At 66.5% G+C, this 22037-nt stretch carries 17 protein-coding genes; 9 read left to right on the top strand and 8 right to left on the bottom strand.

Annotation, left to right across the window (positions count from 1 at the left end; genetic code table 11):
• Positions 1-418: 418 nt before the first annotated feature.
• Entirely contained in the window at positions 419-2404 is a 1986-nt protein-coding gene (locus KA248_14685; GenBank protein MBP7831152.1) for a hypothetical protein, read from the bottom strand.
• 346 nt (positions 2405-2750) lie between these two features.
• On the opposite strand from KA248_14685, the gene rsgA reads away from it, so the two are divergent.
• The 9 genes from rsgA to KA248_14640 all read left to right on the top strand — a co-directional run bounded on the left by rsgA (position 2751) and on the right by KA248_14640 (position 14400).
• Positions 2751-3824, top strand: a complete 1074-nt coding sequence (gene rsgA / locus KA248_14680; protein ID MBP7831151.1) for a ribosome small subunit-dependent GTPase A — start codon at positions 2751-2753, stop codon at positions 3822-3824.
• A 19-nt stretch (positions 3825-3843) separates the two neighbouring features.
• Positions 3844-5091 carry a tetratricopeptide repeat protein gene (locus tag KA248_14675; GenBank protein ID MBP7831150.1) on the top strand — a complete coding sequence of 416 codons (1248 nt, stop codon included), beginning with the start codon at positions 3844-3846 and terminating at the stop codon, positions 5089-5091.
• 94 nt (positions 5092-5185) lie between these two features.
• A complete protein-coding gene (locus KA248_14670) occupies positions 5186-6001 on the top strand; it encodes a PIG-L family deacetylase (GenBank protein ID MBP7831149.1) in 816 nt (271 codons plus the stop codon).
• An 88-nt stretch (positions 6002-6089) separates the two neighbouring features.
• Positions 6090-6995, top strand: a complete 906-nt coding sequence (locus KA248_14665) for a nucleotidyltransferase (protein MBP7831148.1) — start codon at positions 6090-6092, stop codon at positions 6993-6995.
• A 320-nt stretch (positions 6996-7315) separates the two neighbouring features.
• Positions 7316-9490, top strand: coding sequence for a glutamine synthetase III (locus KA248_14660; protein ID MBP7831147.1), 2175 nt, complete (start codon positions 7316-7318; stop codon positions 9488-9490).
• A gap of 224 nt (positions 9491-9714) precedes the next feature.
• Positions 9715-11439 carry an NAD+ synthase gene (locus tag KA248_14655; protein MBP7831146.1) on the top strand — a complete coding sequence of 575 codons (1725 nt, stop codon included), beginning with the start codon at positions 9715-9717 and terminating at the stop codon, positions 11437-11439.
• Positions 11436-12977, top strand: coding sequence for a sigma 54-interacting transcriptional regulator (locus tag KA248_14650; GenBank protein ID MBP7831145.1), 1542 nt, complete (start codon positions 11436-11438; stop codon positions 12975-12977). The genes KA248_14655 and KA248_14650 overlap by 4 nt, the downstream gene beginning before the upstream one ends.
• On the top strand, positions 12974-13768 hold the full coding sequence (locus tag KA248_14645; GenBank protein ID MBP7831144.1) for an NTP transferase domain-containing protein: 795 nt from the start codon (positions 12974-12976) through the stop codon (positions 13766-13768). Before KA248_14650 ends, KA248_14645 begins: the two co-directional genes overlap by 4 nt.
• Before the next feature lie 62 nt (positions 13769-13830).
• Positions 13831-14400, top strand: coding sequence for an ArsR family transcriptional regulator (locus tag KA248_14640; GenBank protein ID MBP7831143.1), 570 nt, complete (start codon positions 13831-13833; stop codon positions 14398-14400).
• Between the two features lie 150 nt (positions 14401-14550).
• On the opposite strand, the gene KA248_14635 is transcribed toward KA248_14640, so the two are convergent.
• Genes KA248_14635 through fabZ form a run of 7 tightly spaced genes read right to left on the bottom strand, consistent with a single transcriptional unit; the run spans position 14551 to position 21622 of the window.
• The gene (locus KA248_14635) at positions 14551-15174 is read right to left on the bottom strand and encodes a hypothetical protein (GenBank protein ID MBP7831142.1); all 624 of its coding nucleotides are present in this window, start codon (positions 15172-15174) and stop codon (positions 14551-14553) included.
• Positions 15162-15584: a hypothetical protein gene (locus tag KA248_14630; GenBank protein MBP7831141.1), complete on the bottom strand. Its 423-nt coding sequence runs from the start codon at positions 15582-15584 to the stop codon at positions 15162-15164. Before KA248_14630 ends, KA248_14635 begins: the two co-directional genes overlap by 13 nt.
• Before the next feature lie 9 nt (positions 15585-15593).
• Positions 15594-16802 carry a type II secretion system F family protein gene (locus tag KA248_14625; GenBank protein MBP7831140.1) on the bottom strand — a complete coding sequence of 403 codons (1209 nt, stop codon included), beginning with the start codon at positions 16800-16802 and terminating at the stop codon, positions 15594-15596.
• On the bottom strand, positions 16799-18502 hold the full coding sequence (tadA, locus tag KA248_14620) for a Flp pilus assembly complex ATPase component TadA (protein ID MBP7831139.1): 1704 nt from the start codon (positions 18500-18502) through the stop codon (positions 16799-16801). Before tadA ends, KA248_14625 begins: the two co-directional genes overlap by 4 nt.
• Before the next feature lie 3 nt (positions 18503-18505).
• The gene (locus KA248_14615) at positions 18506-20413 is read right to left on the bottom strand and encodes a hypothetical protein (GenBank protein MBP7831138.1); all 1908 of its coding nucleotides are present in this window, start codon (positions 20411-20413) and stop codon (positions 18506-18508) included.
• Positions 20413-21186, bottom strand: coding sequence for an acyl-ACP--UDP-N-acetylglucosamine O-acyltransferase (gene lpxA, locus KA248_14610; protein MBP7831137.1), 774 nt, complete (start codon positions 21184-21186; stop codon positions 20413-20415). The genes KA248_14615 and lpxA overlap by 1 nt, the downstream gene beginning before the upstream one ends.
• A 7-nt stretch (positions 21187-21193) precedes the next feature.
• Entirely contained in the window at positions 21194-21622 is a 429-nt protein-coding gene (fabZ, locus tag KA248_14605; protein MBP7831136.1) for a 3-hydroxyacyl-ACP dehydratase FabZ, read from the bottom strand.
• Between the last annotated feature and the right edge of the window lie 415 nt (positions 21623-22037).

Here is a 22037-nt window from a genome sequence, read left to right as displayed (position 1 = left end):
TTGTATTCGGTCAGCGACGTGTAATACTTCATCTCGGCTCCTATGGGTTGAGGTCCCGGGCGCGGGCCGTCCGCGCCCAGGAGCCATTTTAACAAGGAACCCGTTCAGGGCTTAGATGAGAGTCAATCGCCTGCACCGTATTCCTCACCCGCGGCGGATTCGGAATCCGGTGAAGCCTGGCGTTGTGGAATGGATGGAAATCTTGAAGGAAGGGCGCGCCAAAGGCGGAGCAAGCAATGACCGAGAATGAAGCTGTTCCCGCCAAGGGCGCGCCCTGAATGATTTAATGAACAGGATTAAATTCTGCATCCAGCAAGGCCATCGTGCCTGACCTTTTCCGCGGCGGGCAACGTCGAGTACAGCCTTCATCCGTCAACGCCGCCCGTTACCGTTGACTTCAACCGGGATAGTCTCCCCATCAGCGCAGGTCAGGAAGCCGGAGGGCCAGGCTGGGATCGCCGTACAGGTTGAACGCGAGCTTGTTCATCCAGGACTGGGCGCCCCAGTCGTCGCCGAAGAGCGCCTTGGTCTCGTGGAAGGCCTCGCCGAAAGTATGATTGCGTGCCGCGCGGTCCATGAAATGGCACCCGAAGCTTTGCGTATCCGCGTTGCGCTCCGAGAGGCTCCAGACCGTGACGGAGGTATGCCCCTCACGGATTTCCTCCCGGACCTCTCGTAAATAGTAAATGCTCTCGGTCGCGGAGGCGACCCCGATGGCCCCTTTCATCAGCAGGCTCAAGCCAAGGTTGACGCGCTCGGCGGGATACGAGGTCAGGCAGGAACCCGAGTAGACGAGCGAGGGGCGGCTGGAATCGAGGTCCATGCTCCAGTCCAAGGACCACAGCCGCGGCGGCATGACGCCTGGAACCGCTTCCGGATCGAACAATTCGACATCCCACGGCGTGCCGTGGCCGGCCCAGGAAACGAGTCCGTAGGCGTGCCGAGGCCACCACTCGCGCAAGGCCCCGTCCACAAGGGGGAACGTAGAAGCGAATGCGGATTCGACGCCCTCGCCCGATTGATAGGCGGTGTCGCACCTAAACCCCTGCGCCTCGAGGACCCCGCGAAGGTATTCGCCCGCGCGCGCGGTGTCGGTGACGTCATCGAGGAAGGCGAAGGGCAGAAGCGCCTGGGCCCGCCAGGCGGTGTCGGCTTCCGCCTCGTAGGCGATGGTCTTGGAAAGGAACAGGCGAACCCGGGCGAGGTCGCCGAACGGGGGGTAGACCGGGAGGCGACCGACGTACACCTCGGGGTAGAAATCCAGGCCCCCAACCGCGCCATCGGCGGGATAAGTGGCGAAGGCGCCGTCATCGTTGAGATCCCAGCAGCCGGAGAGTTCGGCGTAATAGTGGTCGGTGAAACAATGGCCGGACTGGATCTCGCCGGCCCCGTCCACAATGCCGTCGGGCGCGATCGTGCACAGTTTCATGGGCACGTCGGCCGGATCGCCCTGGTCGAGCGGGCACCCGATGATGAACACGAAGCGCAGGCGCAGCGCCCCACGGTGGGCCTGGAGCCATGCCCGCAGGTGGTCGGCCTTGTCCGCGCCGGCGGGCAGCCGCGTTTCCAGCCAGCCCAGCCGGCCGGCGTCGTCGTTCTGCGCATTCTCGGTGACAAGGACCACGTTGTAGCCCAGGGCGCGCTTATGGGCGATAAACGTGTCCAGTTCCGGGACCCGCGCGCGGATGGCCTGCGTGGTGACGATGGCATAGCCCTGGCGCGGGAAGAGCGCATCGAGAATGTGGGGATTGAGGCGGAGCGTGGTCAGCCATTTCCGGCTGACCGCCGGATCGAGCTCGGTCAGGCGGAAGGGAGACAGCTCATCTAGATTGACCGGCTCCATCGCCTGGCTGGCCGCGCTCTTCGTGGAATACAGAAGGGATACCTCCGTCCGGCGCACGACCTGCAGGATTCCACGGACCGGGTTCACCCGGACGGGGTAGAAGTCGAGCCGCACGACCGGCCGGTCGCCGAGCCTTCCCTCGGGCGTTATGGTCACGTACGACTCGGGAAACAGTGCGTCGCGCCGGTAGACCGCCCCCTTTGAAAGCACGGGGGACACGGACTTGCCCCTGCTGTGCGGCACGACGCCGGCCTGGCCGGGAACCAGGTCTTTCACGCCCTTGAGCGTGTCGGTTTCGGCCGTCCGGATCACGACGCGCGCGCTCCCGGGATCGGCATCGGAGGGAAGCAGGTACCTGAACGAGCGGACGGGCACGCGGGGCTCCCCCGGCCGGCACGTCAGGTCGAACCCCGGAACCCGCACGAGGGTTCCCGCCTTGGTGCTTACAAGGACCGGCTTGCCCGCCGTCAGGGCGTAGCGCGTTTCCGCCGGCTTGGCGTCCTCGCCCCGACCCTGGGCCGCCAGCAGCGCCAGCGCGACGATACACAGTCTTGTCTTCATGTGCTGGTCTCCCCCGCTTGAGTCGAGAAAGCGCGGAGCTTTCTTCCCGCCGGACCGATATTCACGCCCCCGCCCGAGGCCCTGCACGGCCGCGTGCGTGTTCATGTCCTGGTGCGTCAGTCCCCTGTACGGAGATTGGTACCCCGCGGATCGCCGCCGGGTAAAGGGGGGGGCCTCCGACCGCGAAGGTCGCGTCCCGGCCCCCACCCCACCGTTATTTGGTGACCGTCCGCAACGGGGGGCGGGAAGGGCGGGGTTCGAAACGAGCGGCCGTGGGCGGAACCGCCCTTGCCTTCGTCTATTCGTTCGCTATCCTGATCCACGGACAAGGGCCTTTGACGGCGTAATGGATCTGACCCCCCTAGGATTGGATGCCTGGTTTGAAGAGCGGGCGACCAGGCTCCTGCAGCCGGACCGCCGCCTGGCCCGCGTCACGGCCGTGGACCGGGACGCCTTCCTGGTCCGGAACGAGGCCGGCGAGACCTACGCGGAACTGGCGGGCCGGTTCCGGTTTTCGGCCCGGTCGGCCGGCGACCTCCCCTGCGTGGGCGACTGGGTCTGCGTCCAATGGTCCGCGTCGCGCGGCCCGGCCCTCATCCACGATGTTCTGCCGCGCAAGACGTTCCTGCGCCGCAAGACGCCCGGCAAGACCATGGACTTCCAGATGATCGCCGCGAATATCGACGCGGCGTTCATCGTGCAGGGTTGCGATTTCGATTTCAGCGTGCCGCGGCTCCACCGGTACCTGGTGATCGCCCGCGACGGCGGCATGGAGGCGCACCTCGTCCTTAGCAGGACCGACATGGTTTCCCGGGAGGCATTGGAGCAACGGATCAGGGAACTCCGGGAGTCCGGCATCACCGTGCCGGCGCTGCCGTTGAGCAACGCGACGGGCGACGGAGTGGAGGCGTTCCGGAAGCTCCTGCTCCCCGGCAGAACCTACGGCCTGCTCGGCTCTTCAGGTGTCGGAAAAACCACGCTGATCAACGGGCTGTTGGGGAAAGAGGCGCTCGAGACCCGGGCCGTGAGCGGGACCGGCGAGGGCGTGCACACGACCTCCCGCCGGCAACTGGTCGTCCTCGACAACGGCGCCATGCTGGTGGATACGCCCGGCCTGCGCGAACTGGGACTCCTCGGCGCCGAGGACGGCCTCGAGGCGGCCTTCAACGACATCGCCGAGTATTCGACGCGCTGCCGTTTCCCGGACTGTACCCACACGCGCGAGCCCGGCTGCGCGGTCCTGGCCGCCGTCCAGGCCGGCGAATTGAGCGACGAGCGCTACCGGAACTACCTTAAACTGAAGAAGGAAGCCGAATACCACAACCGCTCCTATGTCGAGAAAAGGAAGAAGGACAAGGCCTTTGGACGATTCTTCAAATCGGCGATGAAACAAATGAAGCGGTCGAATGTCAAATGGTGAGGATCAAAAGGAGGGCGGCATGCAAGGAACACTCGTCGGATTCCTGGCCCTGGGGTGGATGGCTCTCTGCGCGGCCCCGGCCGGGGCCGCGGAAAGCGCGCCGGCGGACGACTTCGGCGCCGGGGTGCGGGCCTTCAGCGCCGCGCGGCACCAACTGGCCGTCGAGCTGGCCGAGCGGCTCGGGCTGGCCCTGCCGGAAAAGGCCGTGTCCTTTTTCGAGGCTGCCGAGGCCGGCGACTGGGCCGCGGTGTCGAATCGATTCCAGCGCCTCAAGGCCCCGGGAACCGGCGGGTGGCAGGCGCCCGGCCTGCAGAACGAACTCTGGGCCTGCGTGCACGAAACGCTCGGGCTCTGGGAGGTCTGGATCAACTGGAAACAAGACTCGGAACTCCTCCGGCTGTACTACGAGCCAATCCTGGCCTCCATGCCGGAGGGCAGCCTGTACTTCGGCGGAACGGATGCCGGGCGCTTCGTCATTACCGCGGTCAACGCGTTGAAAGACCCGCCGCCGTTGTTTACCCTCACCCAGAACGCCCTCGCGGACAACACGTACATGGCCCATCTCCGCGCGGTGTACGGGGAGAACATCTGGTTGCCGACCCCGGAAGATTCCAACCAGGCCTTTCGACAGTACGTGGAAGACGTCCAGGCCGGCCGGATCGAGGCCGGGGCCGAGGTCAGCATCAAGGACGGCCGTGTGTCCGTCCAGGGCGTGGCCGGCGTCATGATGATCAACGGCATTCTCGCGGACATGATCTTTGAACATAACCGGAGCGAGCGCGCCATCTTCCTCGAGGAAAGTTACGTGGTGCCCTGGATGTATCCCTATCTCGAGCCCCGCGGGCTGATCCTGAAGCTGAATCCCGAACCGCTGGGCGAACTCCCCGCCGCCGCCGTGGCCCGCGACCGCACGTTCTGGAAGAAGCAGATCGCCCTCCTGGAAAAGCAGCCGGGCTTCGAGTCGAACACCGAGGCGCGCAAGGCGTTTTCCAAGCTTCGTTCCGCGATCGCCGGGGTGTATGCCTACCGCAAGATGCCGGACGAGGCCGAGGCGGCGTTCCGGCAGGCCCTGCGCCTCTATCCCCTCTCGCCCGAGGCCCACTTTCGCCTGGCCGCCCTGTACGAGGAACAGGGCGAGCTGGAAAAGGCGCGCGCACTCATGACCGCCTTTCTCCAATCCGCCCCGCCCGACGGGCGGGAGCAGGCGGGCCTGTATCTGGAGCGGCTGGAGGAGCGCATGCAGGAGCCCGGGGAATCGTCACTGTAGCGGCGCCGCTGCGAAGCGCGGGGCGGCTCGCCGAGCCGCCACAGCAGGGTTTGTTTTTTCTTCCGGTTGCGTTTCGATGAAGTATCATCGCCCCATGCCGCTTCATCATGCCCAGGCCTCGCTCCTCGTGCCCGACGAACTACCGCTGGAAAAGGCCCTGGCGCGGGTCACCCACCTCGGGATCGGCGCGCATCCCGACGACCTGGAGATCGTGGCCCTGCACGGGATTCATGCCGGCTGGGACTCGAGCGGGTTCGGGGGCATCGTCTGTACGAACGGCGGTCCGGCGTGGCTGGAGGTCCGCCGCCGCGAGCAGGAGGAGGCCGCCCGCATCGGCCGTTACGGGCTTTTGGTTCAACTGGAGTACGACAGCGCGGCCATCCGGGGGGCCGCCGTTCGGGACCTTGAGGCCGATCTCGCGATCCTGCTGGGACAAATGAGCCCGCAGACGATCTACACGCACAGCCCGGCCGACCGGCACGAGACCCACGTGGCCGTTGCACTCGCCGTGCTGCGCGTGCTCCGGCGCCTGCCCCCCGAGCGCCGGCCGGCGGCGGTGTACGGCGTGGAGGTCTGGGGCGGTTTGGACTGGCTGCCGCCCGGCGCGCGCGTGGAACTGGACGTCAGCGATGGCGCCGCGCTGGGATCGGAATTGATCGGGCTTTTCCGCTCGCAGATCGACGGCGGCAAGCGGTACGACGCGGCCGTCGCCGGCCGCCGCGCCGCCAACGCCACCTTCGCCGATCCGTACGCCCCCGACCGGGCCCGGGAACTGTGCCTGGCCCTGGACCTGACGCCCCTTGTGCAGAACACGTCGCTGGATATCGAGGGGTACGTGGCGGCACAGCTCGACCGGTTCAGGCAGGAGGCCGTGCAACGACTGCGCCGATATTCCAGAAAGGGTAATTAGCAGTGGAGCCGGGGAGCGTATCCTGTTACGCTGACGCCGGTTTCAGGACAGAGCATCGAGGCTTGGACTGGAGCACGTGGAGCCACTTATGAAACCGACCCTAATGATCATGGCGGCAGGCGTGGGCAGCCGGTACGGCGGGCTCAAGCAATTGGATCCCGTCGGGCCCGGCGGCGAGATCATCATGGACTACTCGGTGTTTGACGCGCTGCGCGCCGGGTTCGGCCGCGTGGTCTTCGTCATCCGCCGGTCGATCGAGAAGGATTTCCGGGATGCCATCGGCAGTCGTTTCGAAAGCCGCGTGGATACCGCGTATGCCTTCCAGGAACTCGACCGGCTGCCCGCGGGATTCGCCGTGCCCGCGGACCGCCAGAAACCCTGGGGCACCGGCCACGCCATGCTCGTCGCCCGCGATCTCGTGCCCGGCCCCTTCGCCGTGATCAATGCGGACGACTTCTACGGCGCCGGCGCTTTTCAACTGCTGGGCGACTACCTTCGCGCCTGTCCGGCCGTCGGCCACGATTACGCCATGGTCGGCTACACCCTGCGGGACACGCTGTCCGATCACGGCACCGTGACCCGCGGCATCTGCGATTGCGACGACCGGCTGTATCTCCGCCGCATCGTGGAGACCGCCAAGGTTGCCCGGGACGGCCGGCGCGCCGTAACGGCCGACGCGGCCGGACAGCCGCAGGCCCTCACCGGCGACGAATGGGTCTCCATGAATGCCTGGGCCTTCACCCCGACGATCTTCGACCACCTGGACCGGGAATTCGGGCTCTTCCTGAAAAAGCAGGGCGCGGACCCCAAGGCCGAATTTTTCATCCCGGGCGTCGTCGGCAGCCTCATCGGGGAAGGACGAGTCCGGGTCCGGGTCCTCCCCGGCACTGGCCGCTGGTTCGGGATCACCTACCGCGAGGACAAGCCTTCCATCGTGGCCGCGCTGCAGGACATGGTCTCGCAGGGCCAATACCCGGCCCGCCTCTGGTCTTGAATTTGTCGCCGGGATCGGCGATCCCGGCTGCAATTGGCAATTCCGGCAACAGCCTGAATTGATACAATAATGTATATAAAATTAATTTGTGAATACAGTAATGTTACTATATTTCTGGAAAGATTTTTAGCATAATATTCTTATCTTGCTTTATTGCAATATATTACGCATCGTGACTCCCGCCGTATTGCTTGATTGGCATGGCTGCTGCTACTGTAGACGGCGAACAAGCGGGCGGATGAACAACCGCGCGGGTGAGTTGCTTTTACCCGGAGAAACGATACAAGCGTAAGGACACCACGAAAGACGAGGAGAAGACGATGACGATAGCGCGACACGACGCCATCATGGCGGTGACCAATTACAAGCCGATCGAGAAGCCCCTGGATTTCTCGAAGACGCCGTCCAGGGAACTGTTCGGCGCGAACGTGTTCAGCGACAAGGTGATGAAGAAGCGCCTTCCGGAGAAGGTCTACAAGGCGCTGCGCAAGACCATTGACCAGGGGGAACGGCTGGACATCAGCACCGCCGAGCCCGTGGCCGCCGCGATGCGCGACTGGGCCATTGAGAAGGGCGCGACCCACTACGCGCACGTGTTCCTCCCCCTGACCGGCCTGACGGCGGAGAAGCACGACAGCTTCCTCGATCCCGACGGCAAGGGCGGCGTGATCGCCGCGTTTTCGGCCAAGCAGTTGATCCAGGGCGAGCCCGACGCGTCCAGCTTCCCGTCGGGCGGCATCCGGGCGACGTTCGAGGCGCGCGGGTACACGGCGTGGGACGTCACCAGCCCGGCCTACATCCTGGAGAACCCGAACGGCACGACGCTGTGCATCCCGACGGCCTTCTGCTCCTGGACGGGCGAGGCGCTGGACAAGAAGACCCCCCTGCTCCGCTCGATGCAGGCGCTGAACGCGCAGGCCCGCCGGGTGCTGTCGATCTTCGGACAGAAGAACCCGGGGCTGGTCTTCTCCACCGCCGGCTGCGAACAGGAGTACTTCCTGATCGACCGGAACTTTTTCTTCGCGCGGCCGGACCTGATCAACGCCGGGCGCACGCTCTTCGGCGCCAAGCCGCCGAAAGGCCAGGAACTGGAGGACCAGTACTTCGGCGCCATCCCGGAGCGCGTGCTGGCGTGCATGCTCGAGACGGAGCGCGAGCTCTACAAGCTCGGCGTCCCGGTCAAGACCCGCCACAACGAGGTGGCGCCGGCGCAGTACGAGATCGCGCCGGTCTACGAGAACGCCAACCTCGCCACGGATCACCAGTACCTGACCATGATCACCCTGCAGCGGGTGGCCCAGAAGTACGGGATGTCGTGCCTGCTCCACGAGAAGCCGTTCGCGGGCATCAACGGGTCCGGCAAGCACCTGAACTGGTCGCTGGGCACGACGAAGGAAAACCTGCTGACGCCCGGCAAGACGCCGCACAGCAACGCCCAGTTCCTGGTCTTCTGCGCCGCGGTCATCCGGGCCGTGGACAAGCATGCCGACCTGCTGCGCGGCTCGGTCGCGCACGCGGGCAATGACCACCGGCTCGGGGCCAACGAGGCGCCGCCGGCCATCATCTCCGTGTTCCTGGGCGACCAGCTCACGGATATCTTCGAGCAGATCGCCAAGGGCGGCGCGAAGGATTCCAAGAAACCCGGCCTGCTGACGGTCGGCGTGGACACCCTCCCGCCCCTTCCGAAGGATGCCGGCGACCGGAACCGGACCAGCCCGTTCGCCTTCACCGGCAACAAGTTCGAGTTCCGCGCGGTCGGGTCCAGCCAGTCCGTGGCCGGCCCGCTGATCGTGCTCAACACGATCGTGGCCGAGTCGCTGGACTTCGTGGCGACCGAGCTGGAAGCCAAGACCAAGGGCAACCCGAAGAAACTCAACGAGGCCGTCCAGGAAGTGCTGCAGCAGATCGTCAACGAACACGGCCGGATCATCTTCAACGGGGACAACTACAGCGAGGCGTGGCACAAGGAGGCCGAGAAGCGCGGCCTGCCGAACTTCCGCAACACCGTGGACGCCATCCACGGGATGGACACGGACGAGAACGCGGAGCTGTTCGAGAAGTACAACGTGCTGACGAAACGCGAGTTCAAGAGCCGGAACGAGATCTACCTCGAGAAGTACATCAAGGAGGTCCACATCGAGAGCCGGCTCACGCTCCGGATCGCGAAGACCATGATCTTCGCGGCGGCCGTGGATTACCAGGACAAGCTCGCGAAGACCTCGCTCGCCCTGAAGTCCATGGGCAAGGACCATTGCACGACCGTGCTGGACGAACTCAACGCCCAGCTCGGGAAGCTGCAGCCGGCCTTGGCCGCGCTGGAAGCGGCAATCCAGCACGAGTCCAGGGGCGGCCTCTTCGAGCACGCCCGGCACATGCGCGACAAGATCATTCCCTCGATGGTCGAGGTCCGGCAGATCTCGGACCGGATCGAAGGGATCGTCTCCGACGACCTTTGGCCGCTTCCGACCTACCAGGAAATGCTGTTCATCAAGTAACGGCTCCGGCTCAATCGAAACGCGAAACACCCGTCCCTCGTGGACGGGTGTTTCGACTGCACCCATGTAGGGGCGCCGCTTGCCGGCGCCCGCTCTGCAGTACGCGCTTCGCTTCACTACAGGGCCCGCGGGCGTCGCGAGCGACGCCCCTACGACCTGATGGATTAACGCATCCCGCCGATTGAATTTGTAAATTCCATCGATGCGTGCTACATATTTGTAACATGAAATCGATCGTTGTGGCGCTGGCGCAGGTCGATGTCACGGTGGGCGCGCTGGCGGCCAATGCCGCGAAACTCGTGCGTGTGTCCCGGGAGGCGGCCGGGGCCGGCGCGCGGGTGATCGTCTTTCCGGAACTGGCCCTGTCCGGGTATCCCCCGGAAGACCTTGTCCTGAAGAGGCATTTCCTGGAGGACTGTGAGCGCCAGGTGCAGCGCCTGGCGCGGGAACTGCCGCCGGAGGCCATCGTGATCGCGGGCTGCCCGCGGGCGGCGAAGGAAAAGGCCGCCAACATGGCCGTGGTATTCCACGGGGGGCGGGAGGCGGCCTGCTACCGGAAGATGGTCCTTCCGAACTACGGGGTCTTCGACGAGAAGCGGGTGTTCGAGCCGGGCCGCCGGGCCGCCCTGCTGGAGGTCGACGGGATCCGGATCGGCCTGCACATCTGCGAGGATTCCTGGGACCTGGACGAGGCGGCCGCGCGCCTGCTGCGCGACCAGGAGCTGGATGCCCTGGTCAATCTGTCGGCGTCCCCCTACCACCGGGGCAAGCTGGCCTTGCGGGAGAACATCCTGCGCGACGCCGCCCGGTTCCTGGATTGCCCGGTGCTGTACGCCAACGTGGTCGGCGGGCAGGATGAACTGGTTTTTGACGGCGCCAGCCTGGCGCTGTCGGCGGAGGGCGCGCTGACGGCCCGCGCGCGCCAGTTTTCGGAAGACGTCTTGTATGTCTCTGTTGCCGTCCGGGACCGGAAGGACGCGCGGCTCTCCGACGCGCCGAAAGTGCAGCGCATCGAGATCGAGGCCGGCGAAGGCCCGGCGGGCCTCGCGCCGGCCTTGCGCGTGGAGCCCGTGCTGGAGGATCCCGCGGAGGTGTACGCGGCCCTGAAGCTCGGGCTGCGCGACTACGTGGACAAGAACGGGTTCGACAAGGTGGTGGTGGCCTTGAGCGGAGGCATCGATTCCGCGTTGGTCGCCACGCTCGCGAAGGACGCGCTCGGCGCGGACCGGGTCAAGGGCGTGACGATGCCTTCCCAGTATTCCTCGGCGGAAACACTGGGCGACGCCGGGCTCCTGGCCCGGAACCTGGGGATCGAGCTGTTCACGCTGCCGATCCGCCGGCTGTACGAGACCTACGTGGAGGACCTGGCGCCCGTCTTCGGCTCGCGGAAGCCGGACGTGACGGAGGAGAACCTGCAGGCGCGCATCCGGGGCAACCTGGTGATGGCGCTCTCCAACAAGTTCGGCTGGCTGGTGCTGACCACGGGAAACAAGAGCGAGCTGGCCACCGGCTACTGCACCCTCTACGGCGACATGGTCGGCGGCTTCGCCGTGATCAAGGACGTGCCCAAGACGCTGGTGTTCGAGCTGGCGCGGTGGCGGAATCGGCAGGCCGGGACCCCGCCGATCCCGATCTCGACCATCGAGCGCCCGCCGACGGCCGAACTCCGGCCGAACCAGAAGGACACGGATTCGCTGCCGCCTTACGACCTGCTCGACGCGATCCTCGAGCGGTACGTGGAACTGGATGAAAGCGTGCCGGCGATCGTCGCGGCGGGCTTTGATCCGGCCACGGTGCGCCGGGTCGCCCGGCTGGTGGACCGCAGCGAATACAAGCGGCGGCAGGGCGCGCCCGGGATCAAGATCACCCCGAAAGCGTTCGGGCGGGACCGGCGGATGCCGATCACGAACCTGTACGACGAGCGCGCGGAAGGAGAGCAGACGCCATGAATCCGGCCCCCCGGGAAGACGCACGACGCATGCGCGAGGTGACGCTGCTGTACCACGTCAGCCGCGTGTTGGACCAGAGCCTGGACATGCGCGACGTGGTGACGCCGGTCCTCGAGGCCCTGTCCGAGTACCTGGACATGAAGTACGCCACGCTGACGCTGCTCAACCGGAAGACCGGCGACATCCTAATCGAGGCGGCGCACGGCCTGTCGCCCCAGCAGGCCCGGCGGGGGCGGTACAAGCTGGGCGAGGGCGTGACCGGCCAGGTGGTGCTGACCGGCAAGCCGGCGATCATCCCCAAGACCGGCGAATCGCCGCTGTTTCTCGACAAGACCCGTCGAGGGAAAAGGGCGGATACCTCGTTTTTGTGCGTGCCGATCAAGGTCGAGCAGGAGGTCGTCGGGGCGTTGAGCGCGGACCTGCCCTACCGCCCGACGGCCAATCTCGAGGAGGACGTGCGCCTGCTGACTATCATCGCCTCCATGATTGCCCAGGCGGTCAAGTTGCGCCGCGCGGCCCAGGAGGAGCAGGAGCGGCTGGAGATCGAGAACCAGCGCCTGCGCGAGGAACTCCGCAGCCGGTTCCGACCCGCCAACATCATCGGCAACTCGCACGAGATGCAGATCGTGTACGACCAGATCGCCCAGGTCGCCAAGACGCCGACCACGGTGCTGATCGAGGGCGAGACGGGCACCGGCAAGGAACTCGTCGCCGCCGCGATCCATTACAACAGCGAGCGGGCGGACAAGCCGTTCGTCAAGGCGCACTGCGCCGCGTTGCCGGAGAACCTGATCGAGAGCGAGCTGTTCGGGCACGTCAAGGGGGCCTTCACCGGGGCGCTGGCCGACCGCAAGGGCCGGTTCGAGCTGGCCCACGGCGGCACGCTGTTCCTGGACGAGATCGGGGACATCCCGCCGTCCATCCAGATCAAGCTCCTGCGTGTTGTCCAGGAGCGCGAGTTCGAGCGGATCGGCGGCACGACCACGATCAAGACCAACTGCCGGCTCATCACGGCGACCAACAAGGACCTGCCCGCCATGGTGGCCGCGGGGAGATTTCGGGAGGACCTCTTCTACCGGCTGCACGTCTTCCCCATCTTTGTGCCGCCGCTGCGCAAGCGCAAGGCGGACATCGTGCTGCTGGCGGATCACTTCCTGGAAAAGTACTCCAAGGAGAACAGCAAGAAAGTCCGCCGTCTGTCCAGCGCGGTGATCGACATGCTGATGAGCTACCACTGGCCCGGCAACGTGCGCGAACTGGAAAACTGCATCGAGCGGGCGGTGCTGGTGGCCGAGGGCGACGTGGTCCATCCCTATCACCTGCCCCCCACCCTGCAAACGGCGGAGGCGGTGGGCACGGCGCCGGCGGGCACGCTGAAGGGTCTGGTGGAGGCCTACGAGCGCGACCTGATCCGCGACGCGCTCAAGTCCTCGCGCGGCAACGTGGCCGCGGCGGCCCGGACGCTGGACAGCACCCAGCGCATCCTCGGCTACAAGATCACGAAGTACAAAATCGAACCCAAACAGTACGCTTCATGATGCAGGCGGTCATCCTCGCCGGCGGACGAGGCACGCGCTTGAGCGCGCTGTATGCCGACCGGCCCAAGGCCCTCGTCCCGCTCGCCGGGCGTCCGTTCCTGGAGTGGCAACTGGAGTGGCTCACCCGCGGCGGCATCACTCGGGTGCATATCGCCGCCGGATACATGGCGGACCGCCTGCTCGACTGGCTGCGCGAGCACGGGGAGGAACTCCAATCGGGTGTTCAGTGTTCGGTGTTCAGTGTTCAGGAACTATTCACCATTCACCATTCACCATGCACGATTTCGCTGTCGCGCGAACCGGCCCCGCTGGGCACCGGCGGGGGGCTGAAATACGTCGAGCCGTGGATCGCGACCGACCCGTGCCTGGTGCTGAACGGCGACAGCCTGCTGCCCCGCCTGGATTTCCAATCATTGGAAAAGGCATGGCATGCGGTTTCCAGGGATTGGAAATCTCCGCCCGCGATGCTCGCCGTCACCCGGATCGAGGAAGCCGGGCGCTACGGAACCGTGGAATTCGACGAGGCGCGGCGCGTGACCGCGTTCCGCGAAAAGGCCCGGCGCGAATCCGGCTGGGTGAACGGCGGCGTCTACGTGGTCCCCCGCCGCGTGCTGGATTCCCTGGAACCCGGGCGGACCCTTTCGCTGGAAACCGATGTCTTTCCGTCGCTGGCGGAGCAGGGGCTCCTGGCGGCCTTCGCCGCCCCCGCCCCGCTGCTGGACATGGGCACGCCGGAAGGCCTGGCCGTTCTTGAATCGTTCCTGGCGACCGGCGCGCCGTTTTCCATTTGACGCTTCGATAGTATGCGCTTTTATCAAGGCCTCGCAGTTTATAAAGTGCGAGGCGATAGGAAATGATGATGAATCCAACCCTCTGGCGTACCTCTCGTGTGCTGGCGGGCGAAACCCGTCTCGGGCTTCTCCGGTTGATCGTACAGTATCCTGATCGCACAGTGTCCAACTTGGCCGAACGAGCCGGGATCAGCCAGTCGCGCGCCAGCCAGGAGTTGCGCCGGCTTCAGTCGCGGGGACTCGTCCGCGCTGTTCGATCAGGGCCTATCGTCAGGTACCGACCCGTAACCGATCCGCAGGTTCCAAGCGCCAACCCCCTGCTGACCGCCCTGCAGAAGGCTTTTGCCCGCGAGCCGAATGCCGATCATGCCGAAATCATCCGGATCGCCAAGGGCTTCTCCCACACCCGGCGGCTTGCGGTCCTGCGAACCCTGTGCCAGGAACCCGCCGATCTGCGCACGCTCATTCAAACCACGGGGATTTCCCGCGCCTCGCTGCAACGGCATGTACGAACATTGAAAGCCTGCGGGCTGGTGGCTCGGTATGGCCGAATGTACCGGGTTCTTCCCGGGTCGCATCCCTTGCTGGTTTGTTTGATTCGCCTGCTGCAACCGCCCCGGAGGGCGGGATGATCCGCCCGATGAAACGCCTCGCACTTTATAAACTGCGAGGCGTTTTGGAGAAGGGGCAAATGCGAGGATGAGTCCGGTTTTGGAGCGACTCCGTCCGTGTCCCCCGCTACCCCAATGGAACCCCCGGGGGGGATTCATCGTCTGCGCGGATCAGCTGTAGAATTCGCGCCATTTCTGTTTCCGGAAATGGATTATCGGGAACGGATCCAGGCCCGGATGGCGAATGGCGGGACCGAGGTCCAAGAGGATATCCTGCTCCGGCCGCGGCCGCGGTGTCGCGAAATGCAGTTCGATTTTGTAGTCCCGATCCGGCGCGGCGTCGAGAGGCGCGCTCGCGACGGATTCCCAGCGGCCGGTGGACCACAGGTACGGCTGAAATGCCGTCGGGGTATGCGACGTCCCGTCCACGACGAGACGGGCCCGGGCGGGATCGAACGCGATTCCCGGTTCGAGCGCCTCGAACCGGACCTGCACCACGCAGGTAGGACCCGGCGCGGGCGGGCGGGGGTGCCGGACACGAACGGGAACCATGGGGATGCCGATACCGAACCAAATGGAGTCGGACACCTGCACGTTGTTGAGCAGGTCTACCTTCAGCTTGAGCCCGGGCAGGGGAATCTCGTTCCGGCGCGATCGTTCGTACGCAGTGCGCGGCCCGGGACGCCGCGGCGGGTCGCCGGTGTACGGCTCGCTGAAGTAGCCGGTCCGGATCCCGGCGCAGCCTCCGGCGAGGCTTGCGGCGAGAACCAGCGCGCCGCCTTTCAGGAAGCGCATGGCGTTTCCCCTCGGCGGCGGCGGAACACGCCCATGGCCAGGCAGGCCAGGGAAAGGCCACAGAGGAACGCTTCCGGTATCGCCCGCAGGGCTAGCTCGGTTTTCCGTTCCAGCCAGTTATTCCGGCGAACGCGTATATCGCGCTCCAGCACCGGGTAGGAGGTCCCGTCGGGGCCGGCCGTGGCCAGACTCTTGCGCTCCAGGTGCGCCTGGAGCAATTCGCCCCCGACATAGACTTCCAGCCAGTCGCGGCTTTCCGGAAGCGTCATCCGCATGTCGCGGTGGGTCCAGTTGTACCCCGGATCGCCACGCCAGAGTTCGACGAGGCCGGCGATGAGCAGTCCGCCGAAGACCAGCGTGCCCAGCAGTCCCGCCGAAAGCAGACCGTTGAGGAAACGCGGGGAGCCCATGGGAACCTCCTATTGCAGTGTCTGGTTGAGCGACATGATCGGCAGGAGCGTGGCGAGCGCCACGAGCAGCACGAAACCGCCCACCAGGACGATCAGGAGCGGCTCCAACAATCCCAGGCTCCGGGCGATGATCCGGTCCCACTGCTGCTGGTAACGGTCCGCCGCGTGCTCCAGCAGGTCGGACAGCTTGCCGCCCGCCTCGCCCGCCTGGATCCAGACCGGCAGGGAACCCGCCAGCGGCGGGATCTGGCGCAGGGCGTCGGCGAGGTTCCGCCCGTGGCGCATGGCCTCGGCCTGCTCCCCGGCCAGGAAGCCGGTCCACGAACTGCCCGTGGCCTTCCCCGCCAGCGGGACGGCCTCGACCAGCGGGACGCCCCCGTCCAGGAGGAGGGCCAGCGTCCGGGCAAAACGCAGGTTGACCAGCGCCCCGTACGCGCGGCCCGCCAGCGGCCACCTGAAAAAGCGCCGGTTCCACTGCCGGCGGGACTCCGGCGCGGTGCGCAGGCGCCGCGCGAGGACGATCCCGGTCACGCCCGCCCCGAGGACCGCCGCGAGCAGGACCGGCGCGCCCCAGCGCCCGAGCGCCAGCGTCGCCCGCGTGATGGCGGGCAGTTCCATGCGGGCCTCCTCCAGCAGCTTTGCCACACGGGGCAGCATGATCCCCAGGGTGACAACGGCAATGATCACGGCCAGGATCAGCACGATCACCGGGTACAGCAGCGCGGTCTGCACCCGTTCGCGCACCCGCCCCTGCTCCTCGAGAAAGCGCGCCATGCGGTCGAGCACCTCGTCCAGCCGGCCCGTCCGCTCGCCGACCTGGATCACGGCCTTTTCGAACGGCGAGACCGACCGATTCGAGCCCAGGGCGTCGGCGAAGGAAGAGCCCTCGCGGATCCGGTCGCGCAGGTCGGCGAGCCGGGCCTGGTGGCGGCCGGACTCGGGAGCGGCGAGGATGACCTCGAGCGACTGGGTCAGCGGCAGCCCGGCCTTCAACAGCGCGGCCAGTTCGCGGTAGAGCATCGCGCGGGCGGGGACGTCGAAGGACGAGTCCGCGCGACGGAATCGGCCGGCTCGCTCCTGGGCTGCCGGCTGAAGGGTCTCGACCAGAATGCCGCGCGTGAAGAGTTTTTCCCGGGCATCCTTGGCGTCCAGGGCCTCGATCAATCCCGCGCCGGGCCGCCCGGCATGGTTGAATCCCTGGTACGCGAAGGTTTTCATCCGGCCGCCCCGCGGACGTCCATCCGGCCGACCGCCCGCAGCACTTCGGCCACGCTGGTCTCGCCCCGCCGGATTTTCTCCACGGCATCGTCCTGCAGCGTGCGCATGCCCTGCCGGACGGCCAGGCGCTGGATCTCGGCGAGGGGCCGGTTGGCGCGCACGGCCTCCCGGACCTCGTCGTCCACCAGCATGAGCTCGAACAGGCCGAGCCGGCCCAGGTACCCCCCGCGGCACCGGGGGCAGCCCGCCGGCTGCCAGACGCGAGTTCCCGCCAGCCCGCGCCCCGCGGGGCCCAGGGATTCCGCCTCCTCCACCGGGAGTTCTCCCGGGCGGCGGCACTCGGGGCACAGCCGGCGAACGAGCCGTTGCGCCATGGCCGCGCGCAGCGCCGCGGCCAGAAGATAGGATTCCACGCCCATGTCCGCCATGCGGAGGACCGCGCTGACCGCGTCGTTGGTGTGCAGGGTGCTGAAGACGAGGTGGCCCGTCAGCGACGCGCGCACGGCGATTTCCGCCGTCTCCACGTCGCGGATTTCGCCCACGAGAATGACGTCCGGATCCTGGCGCAGGATATGGCGCAGGCCCGAGGCGAAGGTCAGCCCAATCTTCGGCTTCACCTGCATCTGGCCGATGTGCGGCAGCTGGTACTCGATCGGGTCCTCGATGGTGAGAATGTTGGCGTGCGCCTTGTCCAGCTCCTGGAGCGCGGCGTAGAGCGTCGTGGTCTTGCCGCTGCCCGTGGGGCCGGTGACCAGGATGACGCCGTTCGGCTGGGCCACCAGCTCGCGGAAGCGGGCCAGCAGCGGCGCCGGCATGCCGAGGTCCGAAAGCGGCATGAGGGTGGACTCGCGGTTCAGCAGGCGGAGCACGACCCGCTCCCCCTCCGCGACGGGGATCGTGGAAACGCGGATATCCACTTCCTGCTCGCCCACCCGCACGCGCGCCGTGCCGTCCTGGGGGAGCCGCTTCTCGGCGATATCCAGCCGGGCCATGACCTTCAGACGGGAAACGAGCGGGGCCTCGAGGTGCTTGGGCGGGGACGACTGCTCGTACAGGAGGCCGTCGATCCGGTAGCGCAGGCGCAGGCTGTTCGCGTAGGGCTCCAGGTGCACGTCCGAGGCCCGGGCCTTGAGCGCCTGGAGCAGGATCAGGTTGATCAGCTGGGTCACCGGGGCCTGCTCGGCCGTCCGCAGCAGGTCATCCGCCGCGCGTTCCGGCATTTCGCCCGGGGCCGCCGGCTGCAGGCCGCGCAGCAGGTCGCCGGGCGTCTCGGTCTTGCGGACGTAGCAGTGCTCGATGGCCGCCAGGATCTCCCGGCGGGGCGCCAGCAGCGGCGCCGCCTCCTCGCCCAGGATGAGCGCCAGGTCCTCCAGCGCCGCGAGATCGGACGGATCGCTCGTCAGCACGCACAGGCGCGGACCCTGGCGGACCGGCAGCATGGCGTGCGCGCGCGCCCACTCGACGGGCAACTGGGACACCAGGGCGGGATCCAGCAGGTTGTCAGCGGGCTCCCGGAGGACGTCGCAGCCGTACAACTCACCCAGCGCCTCCAGCCATTCGCACTCGGTCAGGACGCCCATCTCGACGAGGACCGGCCCCCATTCCGCCTCCGAGGCCTTGCCCGCGCCCCGGGCCCGCGCCTCCTCCACCTGCTCCGGCGTGACTTTCCCCCGGCGAACGAGCACCTCGTCCAGGCGCATGGCTCACTTCCTCCGGACCGGCTTCGCGTCCAGGTTGGTCCGGACGCCCGACAACTGCGCCTGCCGCTCCAGCGACTTTTTCAGGTCGGCCGCCTCGCGTATATCGGTGACGATGTGCGGCGTGACGAAGATCAGCAGGTTAGTCCGTTGCTTGCGGGTGGACTGGCTGCGGAAGAGCAGGCCCAGCAGGGGGATGTCGCCCAGGATCGGCACCTTGCCGACATACCGGACCTCGTCCTCGCGGATCAGGCCGCTGATGATGACCGTGGCCTTGTCCGGCACCGTCACGGTGGTGGACACCTCCCGCTTGGCAATGGTGGGCGCGAACATATCCTCCGGGCCCTCGTCGGTGATCGCCTCGATGCTGGGATTCAATTGCATCAGCACTTCCTGCTCCGGGTTCACGTGCGGCGTGAGCTTGAGCTTGATGCCGACGTCCATGCGGTCGATGTTCTGGATCACGTCGCGCGCGGTGCCGGAGCCGCCTTCGATGGTGGATTTCAGCACCGGGATATTGTCCACGACGGACAGGCTGGCCTCGGTGTTGTTCTGGGCCCAGAGGGGGATATTGGACAGGATCTTCACGTCACGGCTCTGGGCCAACGCCCGCATGAGAAACGGGATGCGGGGCACGATGTTGCCGTCCGCGTCCGTGTAGGTTCCCCGCGCCACGCCGATGGCCATCCCCTGCGGAAAGACCTGCTCGGTCACCAGGTCCATGATCTCGTCGGTCTCCCCGGGCCGGGAACGGCCGATGGCCGTCGTGCGGCCGGACTTCGGCACGTCGATGGTGGCCCACTCGACGCCGAAATCCAGGTCGTTGCCGACGGCGACCTCGGCAATAAGCACCTCCACCAGCACCTGCTGCGGCATCTGGTCGAGCTGGGCCAGCAGGGCGCGGACCAGTTCGAAATCCTGGGCGGACGCCTCGATGATCAGGGCGTTGTTGGAGATGTTGGGTTCGATGGCAATACGCTGGCGCTGGTCCTTTTCCGCCGTCTTGGCCAGCAGCGCGTTGAGGCTCTTGCCCGCCTCGTCCGCGGAAAGGTATTTCAGGAACACGGCGTGCAGCCGGCCCTGCCCGGCCGCGGGCTCGACGTCCATCATCTGCACGATCCGCTTCAGTTCGGCGACCTGCACGGGCGCGCCGACCAGGACCAGGCCGTTGGCGGAGACGGCGGGAACGACGGCCACGTCGGTGGGCACGGAGGCGCCGCCCTCGGCCACCTGCTGGACGTGGCGGCTCAAGCTCTGCCCGGCCGTCTGCAGGCCGCGCATCGCGGACAGGAGCTGCGCGGCCACCTCCTCCGCGGAGGCGTGCTGCAGCGCGACGAACTCGGCCGCCTGCCCGGCGCCCGGCTTGTCCAGCTCGGACACGATCCGCTCGAGCTGCTTCACGCTCTCGGCCGTGTCGGTCACAAGCAGGTGGTTGGACGGACCGAAGGCCACCAGCGCCCCGCTTTTCCCGCCGCGCACCATGGGCTCCAGGATCTTCCGCAGTTCGATGGCGCTGATGTGCTGCACCCGGATCACGCGGGTCACCAGCCCCCCGCCGGTGACGTCCCCGTCCGGCCCGACGATTCTTCCCCCGGCCACCCCGCGCTCGGGCAGCGGCATAACGTAGCAGAGGCCCTCCCTCTCCACCACGGCGAACCCGTGGGCCTCCAGGATCGAGGCGAAAAGCGGGTACACTTCCGACGACGGGACGGGCGCCGGGGAGATCACCGTCACCGTGCCCGTCACGCCCTTGTCCACCACGAAACGCCGCCCGGTCATGTCCCCCACCAGCTTGACCAGCAGCCGCACGTCCACCTGGTCGAAGCTGAAGTTGACTCTCGGCTCGATCGCCGGCGCCGGGGGCGCGGCCAGGACGGCCAGCCCCACGCCCAACCCCAGTATCCATTTTTTCATCAGCGCACGATCCCCCGCTGCGAATGGCGGATGAACTCCATGAGTTCCTCGATCTCCGGGGCGCGGACAGGCTCGGCCTCCAGCCGCTGGAGCGCCTGGCTGGTGGAGAGGCCCTCGCGGTACAGGATGCGGTAGGCATTTTTCATCTGCCGCTGGACCTCCTCGCCGACGCCCCGCCGCTTCAGGCCCACGCTGTTGATGCCGTGAATCTCCAGCGGGTGACCGTCCGCCATCATGAAGGGCGGCACGTCCTGGGTCACCTTGGAACAGCCGCCGATGATGCTCATGCGGCCGATCCGGACAAACTGGTGCACGCCGCACAGCCCGCCGATGATCGCCTGGTCCTCCACGGTGATATGCCCGGCCAGGGTCGCGCAGTTGGCCATGATCACGTCGCTGCCGACGCAGCAGTCGTGCGCGATGTGCGCGTAGGCCATGATGTGGCAGCGCGCGCCGATCCGCGTCACGTCGCCGTCCGACGTGGCCGCGTTCACGGTGACGTATTCGCGGAGGGTCGTCTTCTCGCCGATCTCCACGCGGGGCGCCCCGCCCTTGTACTTGAGATCCTGGGTCTGCGTGCCGAGGCTGGCAAAGGGAAACACGGTGCATCCCGGGCCGAGGGTGGTCCATCCCTCCATGAACACGTGCGCCATGAGCCGGGCGCCGGCGCCGATCCTCACGCGCGGGCCGACGACGCAATAGGGGCCGATGTCGGCGTCCGCGCCGACCTCCGCGCCCGGGTCTACGATGGCCGTCGGATGAATTTTCGCCATGCCTGTCTCACTTGTACGCGAACATCAGGTCGGCCTCGGAGGCCATCTCCCCGTCCACGGTGCAGGTTCCATGGACCTTGGCCATGCCCATGCGCAACTTGCTGAATTTGACTTCGATGCGCAGTTGGTCGCCGGGTTGGACAATCCTGCGGAACCGGGCGTTGTCGATGGCGATGAAATAGGCGATCCGCCCCTCCTGCTTGAGCACGCGGCTCAACAGGACGCCGCCGACCTGCGCCATGGCCTCCATTTGAAGCACGCCGGGCATGACCGGGTGGCCCGGGAAATGCCCTTGGAAAAAGGGCTCGTTGGCCGAAAGGTTCTTGATGCCGACCACCCATTCCTTGTCGTCGCACTCCAGGATCCGGTCCACCAGCAACATGGGGTACCGGTGCGGCAGTATCTTCTGGATCTCTTCGTTTTCCAATCTGGACATGTTCGGCTCCTTCCCGGCCCGGCCGGCGGGACCGGTTCCATCCCGGCTTCCGATAAGATATAACAAAGCCGGCCCGACGGGGAAACAGTAATTCGCGATCCCGACGCGGCAGGGGCCGCTGCCGCCCGTCCCGCATCATCGCTCTTGACTCCCATTTTGCTTCTGTCATCTTTACCCCGTATAAATTCGAGGGTAATGAAAAGTTAAGCCGTCACTACGCACAATCGAGGATGGAGACTATGAAAAAAGTGATTTTCGGCATTCTGGTCGCCGCCGCCCTGCTTCCGCTGATCGGCTGCGAGGACTATGACAAAAAAGCCAACCGGCTCACCTTTGAAAATGCCTCGCGGTACACCGTGCAGGTCATCCCGCTGACTACCGAGTGGGAGGGCTTCACCCTGGGCATGGGCGAAAG

Source organism: Kiritimatiellia bacterium (assembly GCA_018001225.1).
Taxonomy (GTDB): Bacteria; Verrucomicrobiota; Kiritimatiellia; order CAIQIC01; family JAGNIJ01; genus JAGNIJ01.
This window is presented reverse-complemented; position numbering and strand designations above follow the sequence as displayed.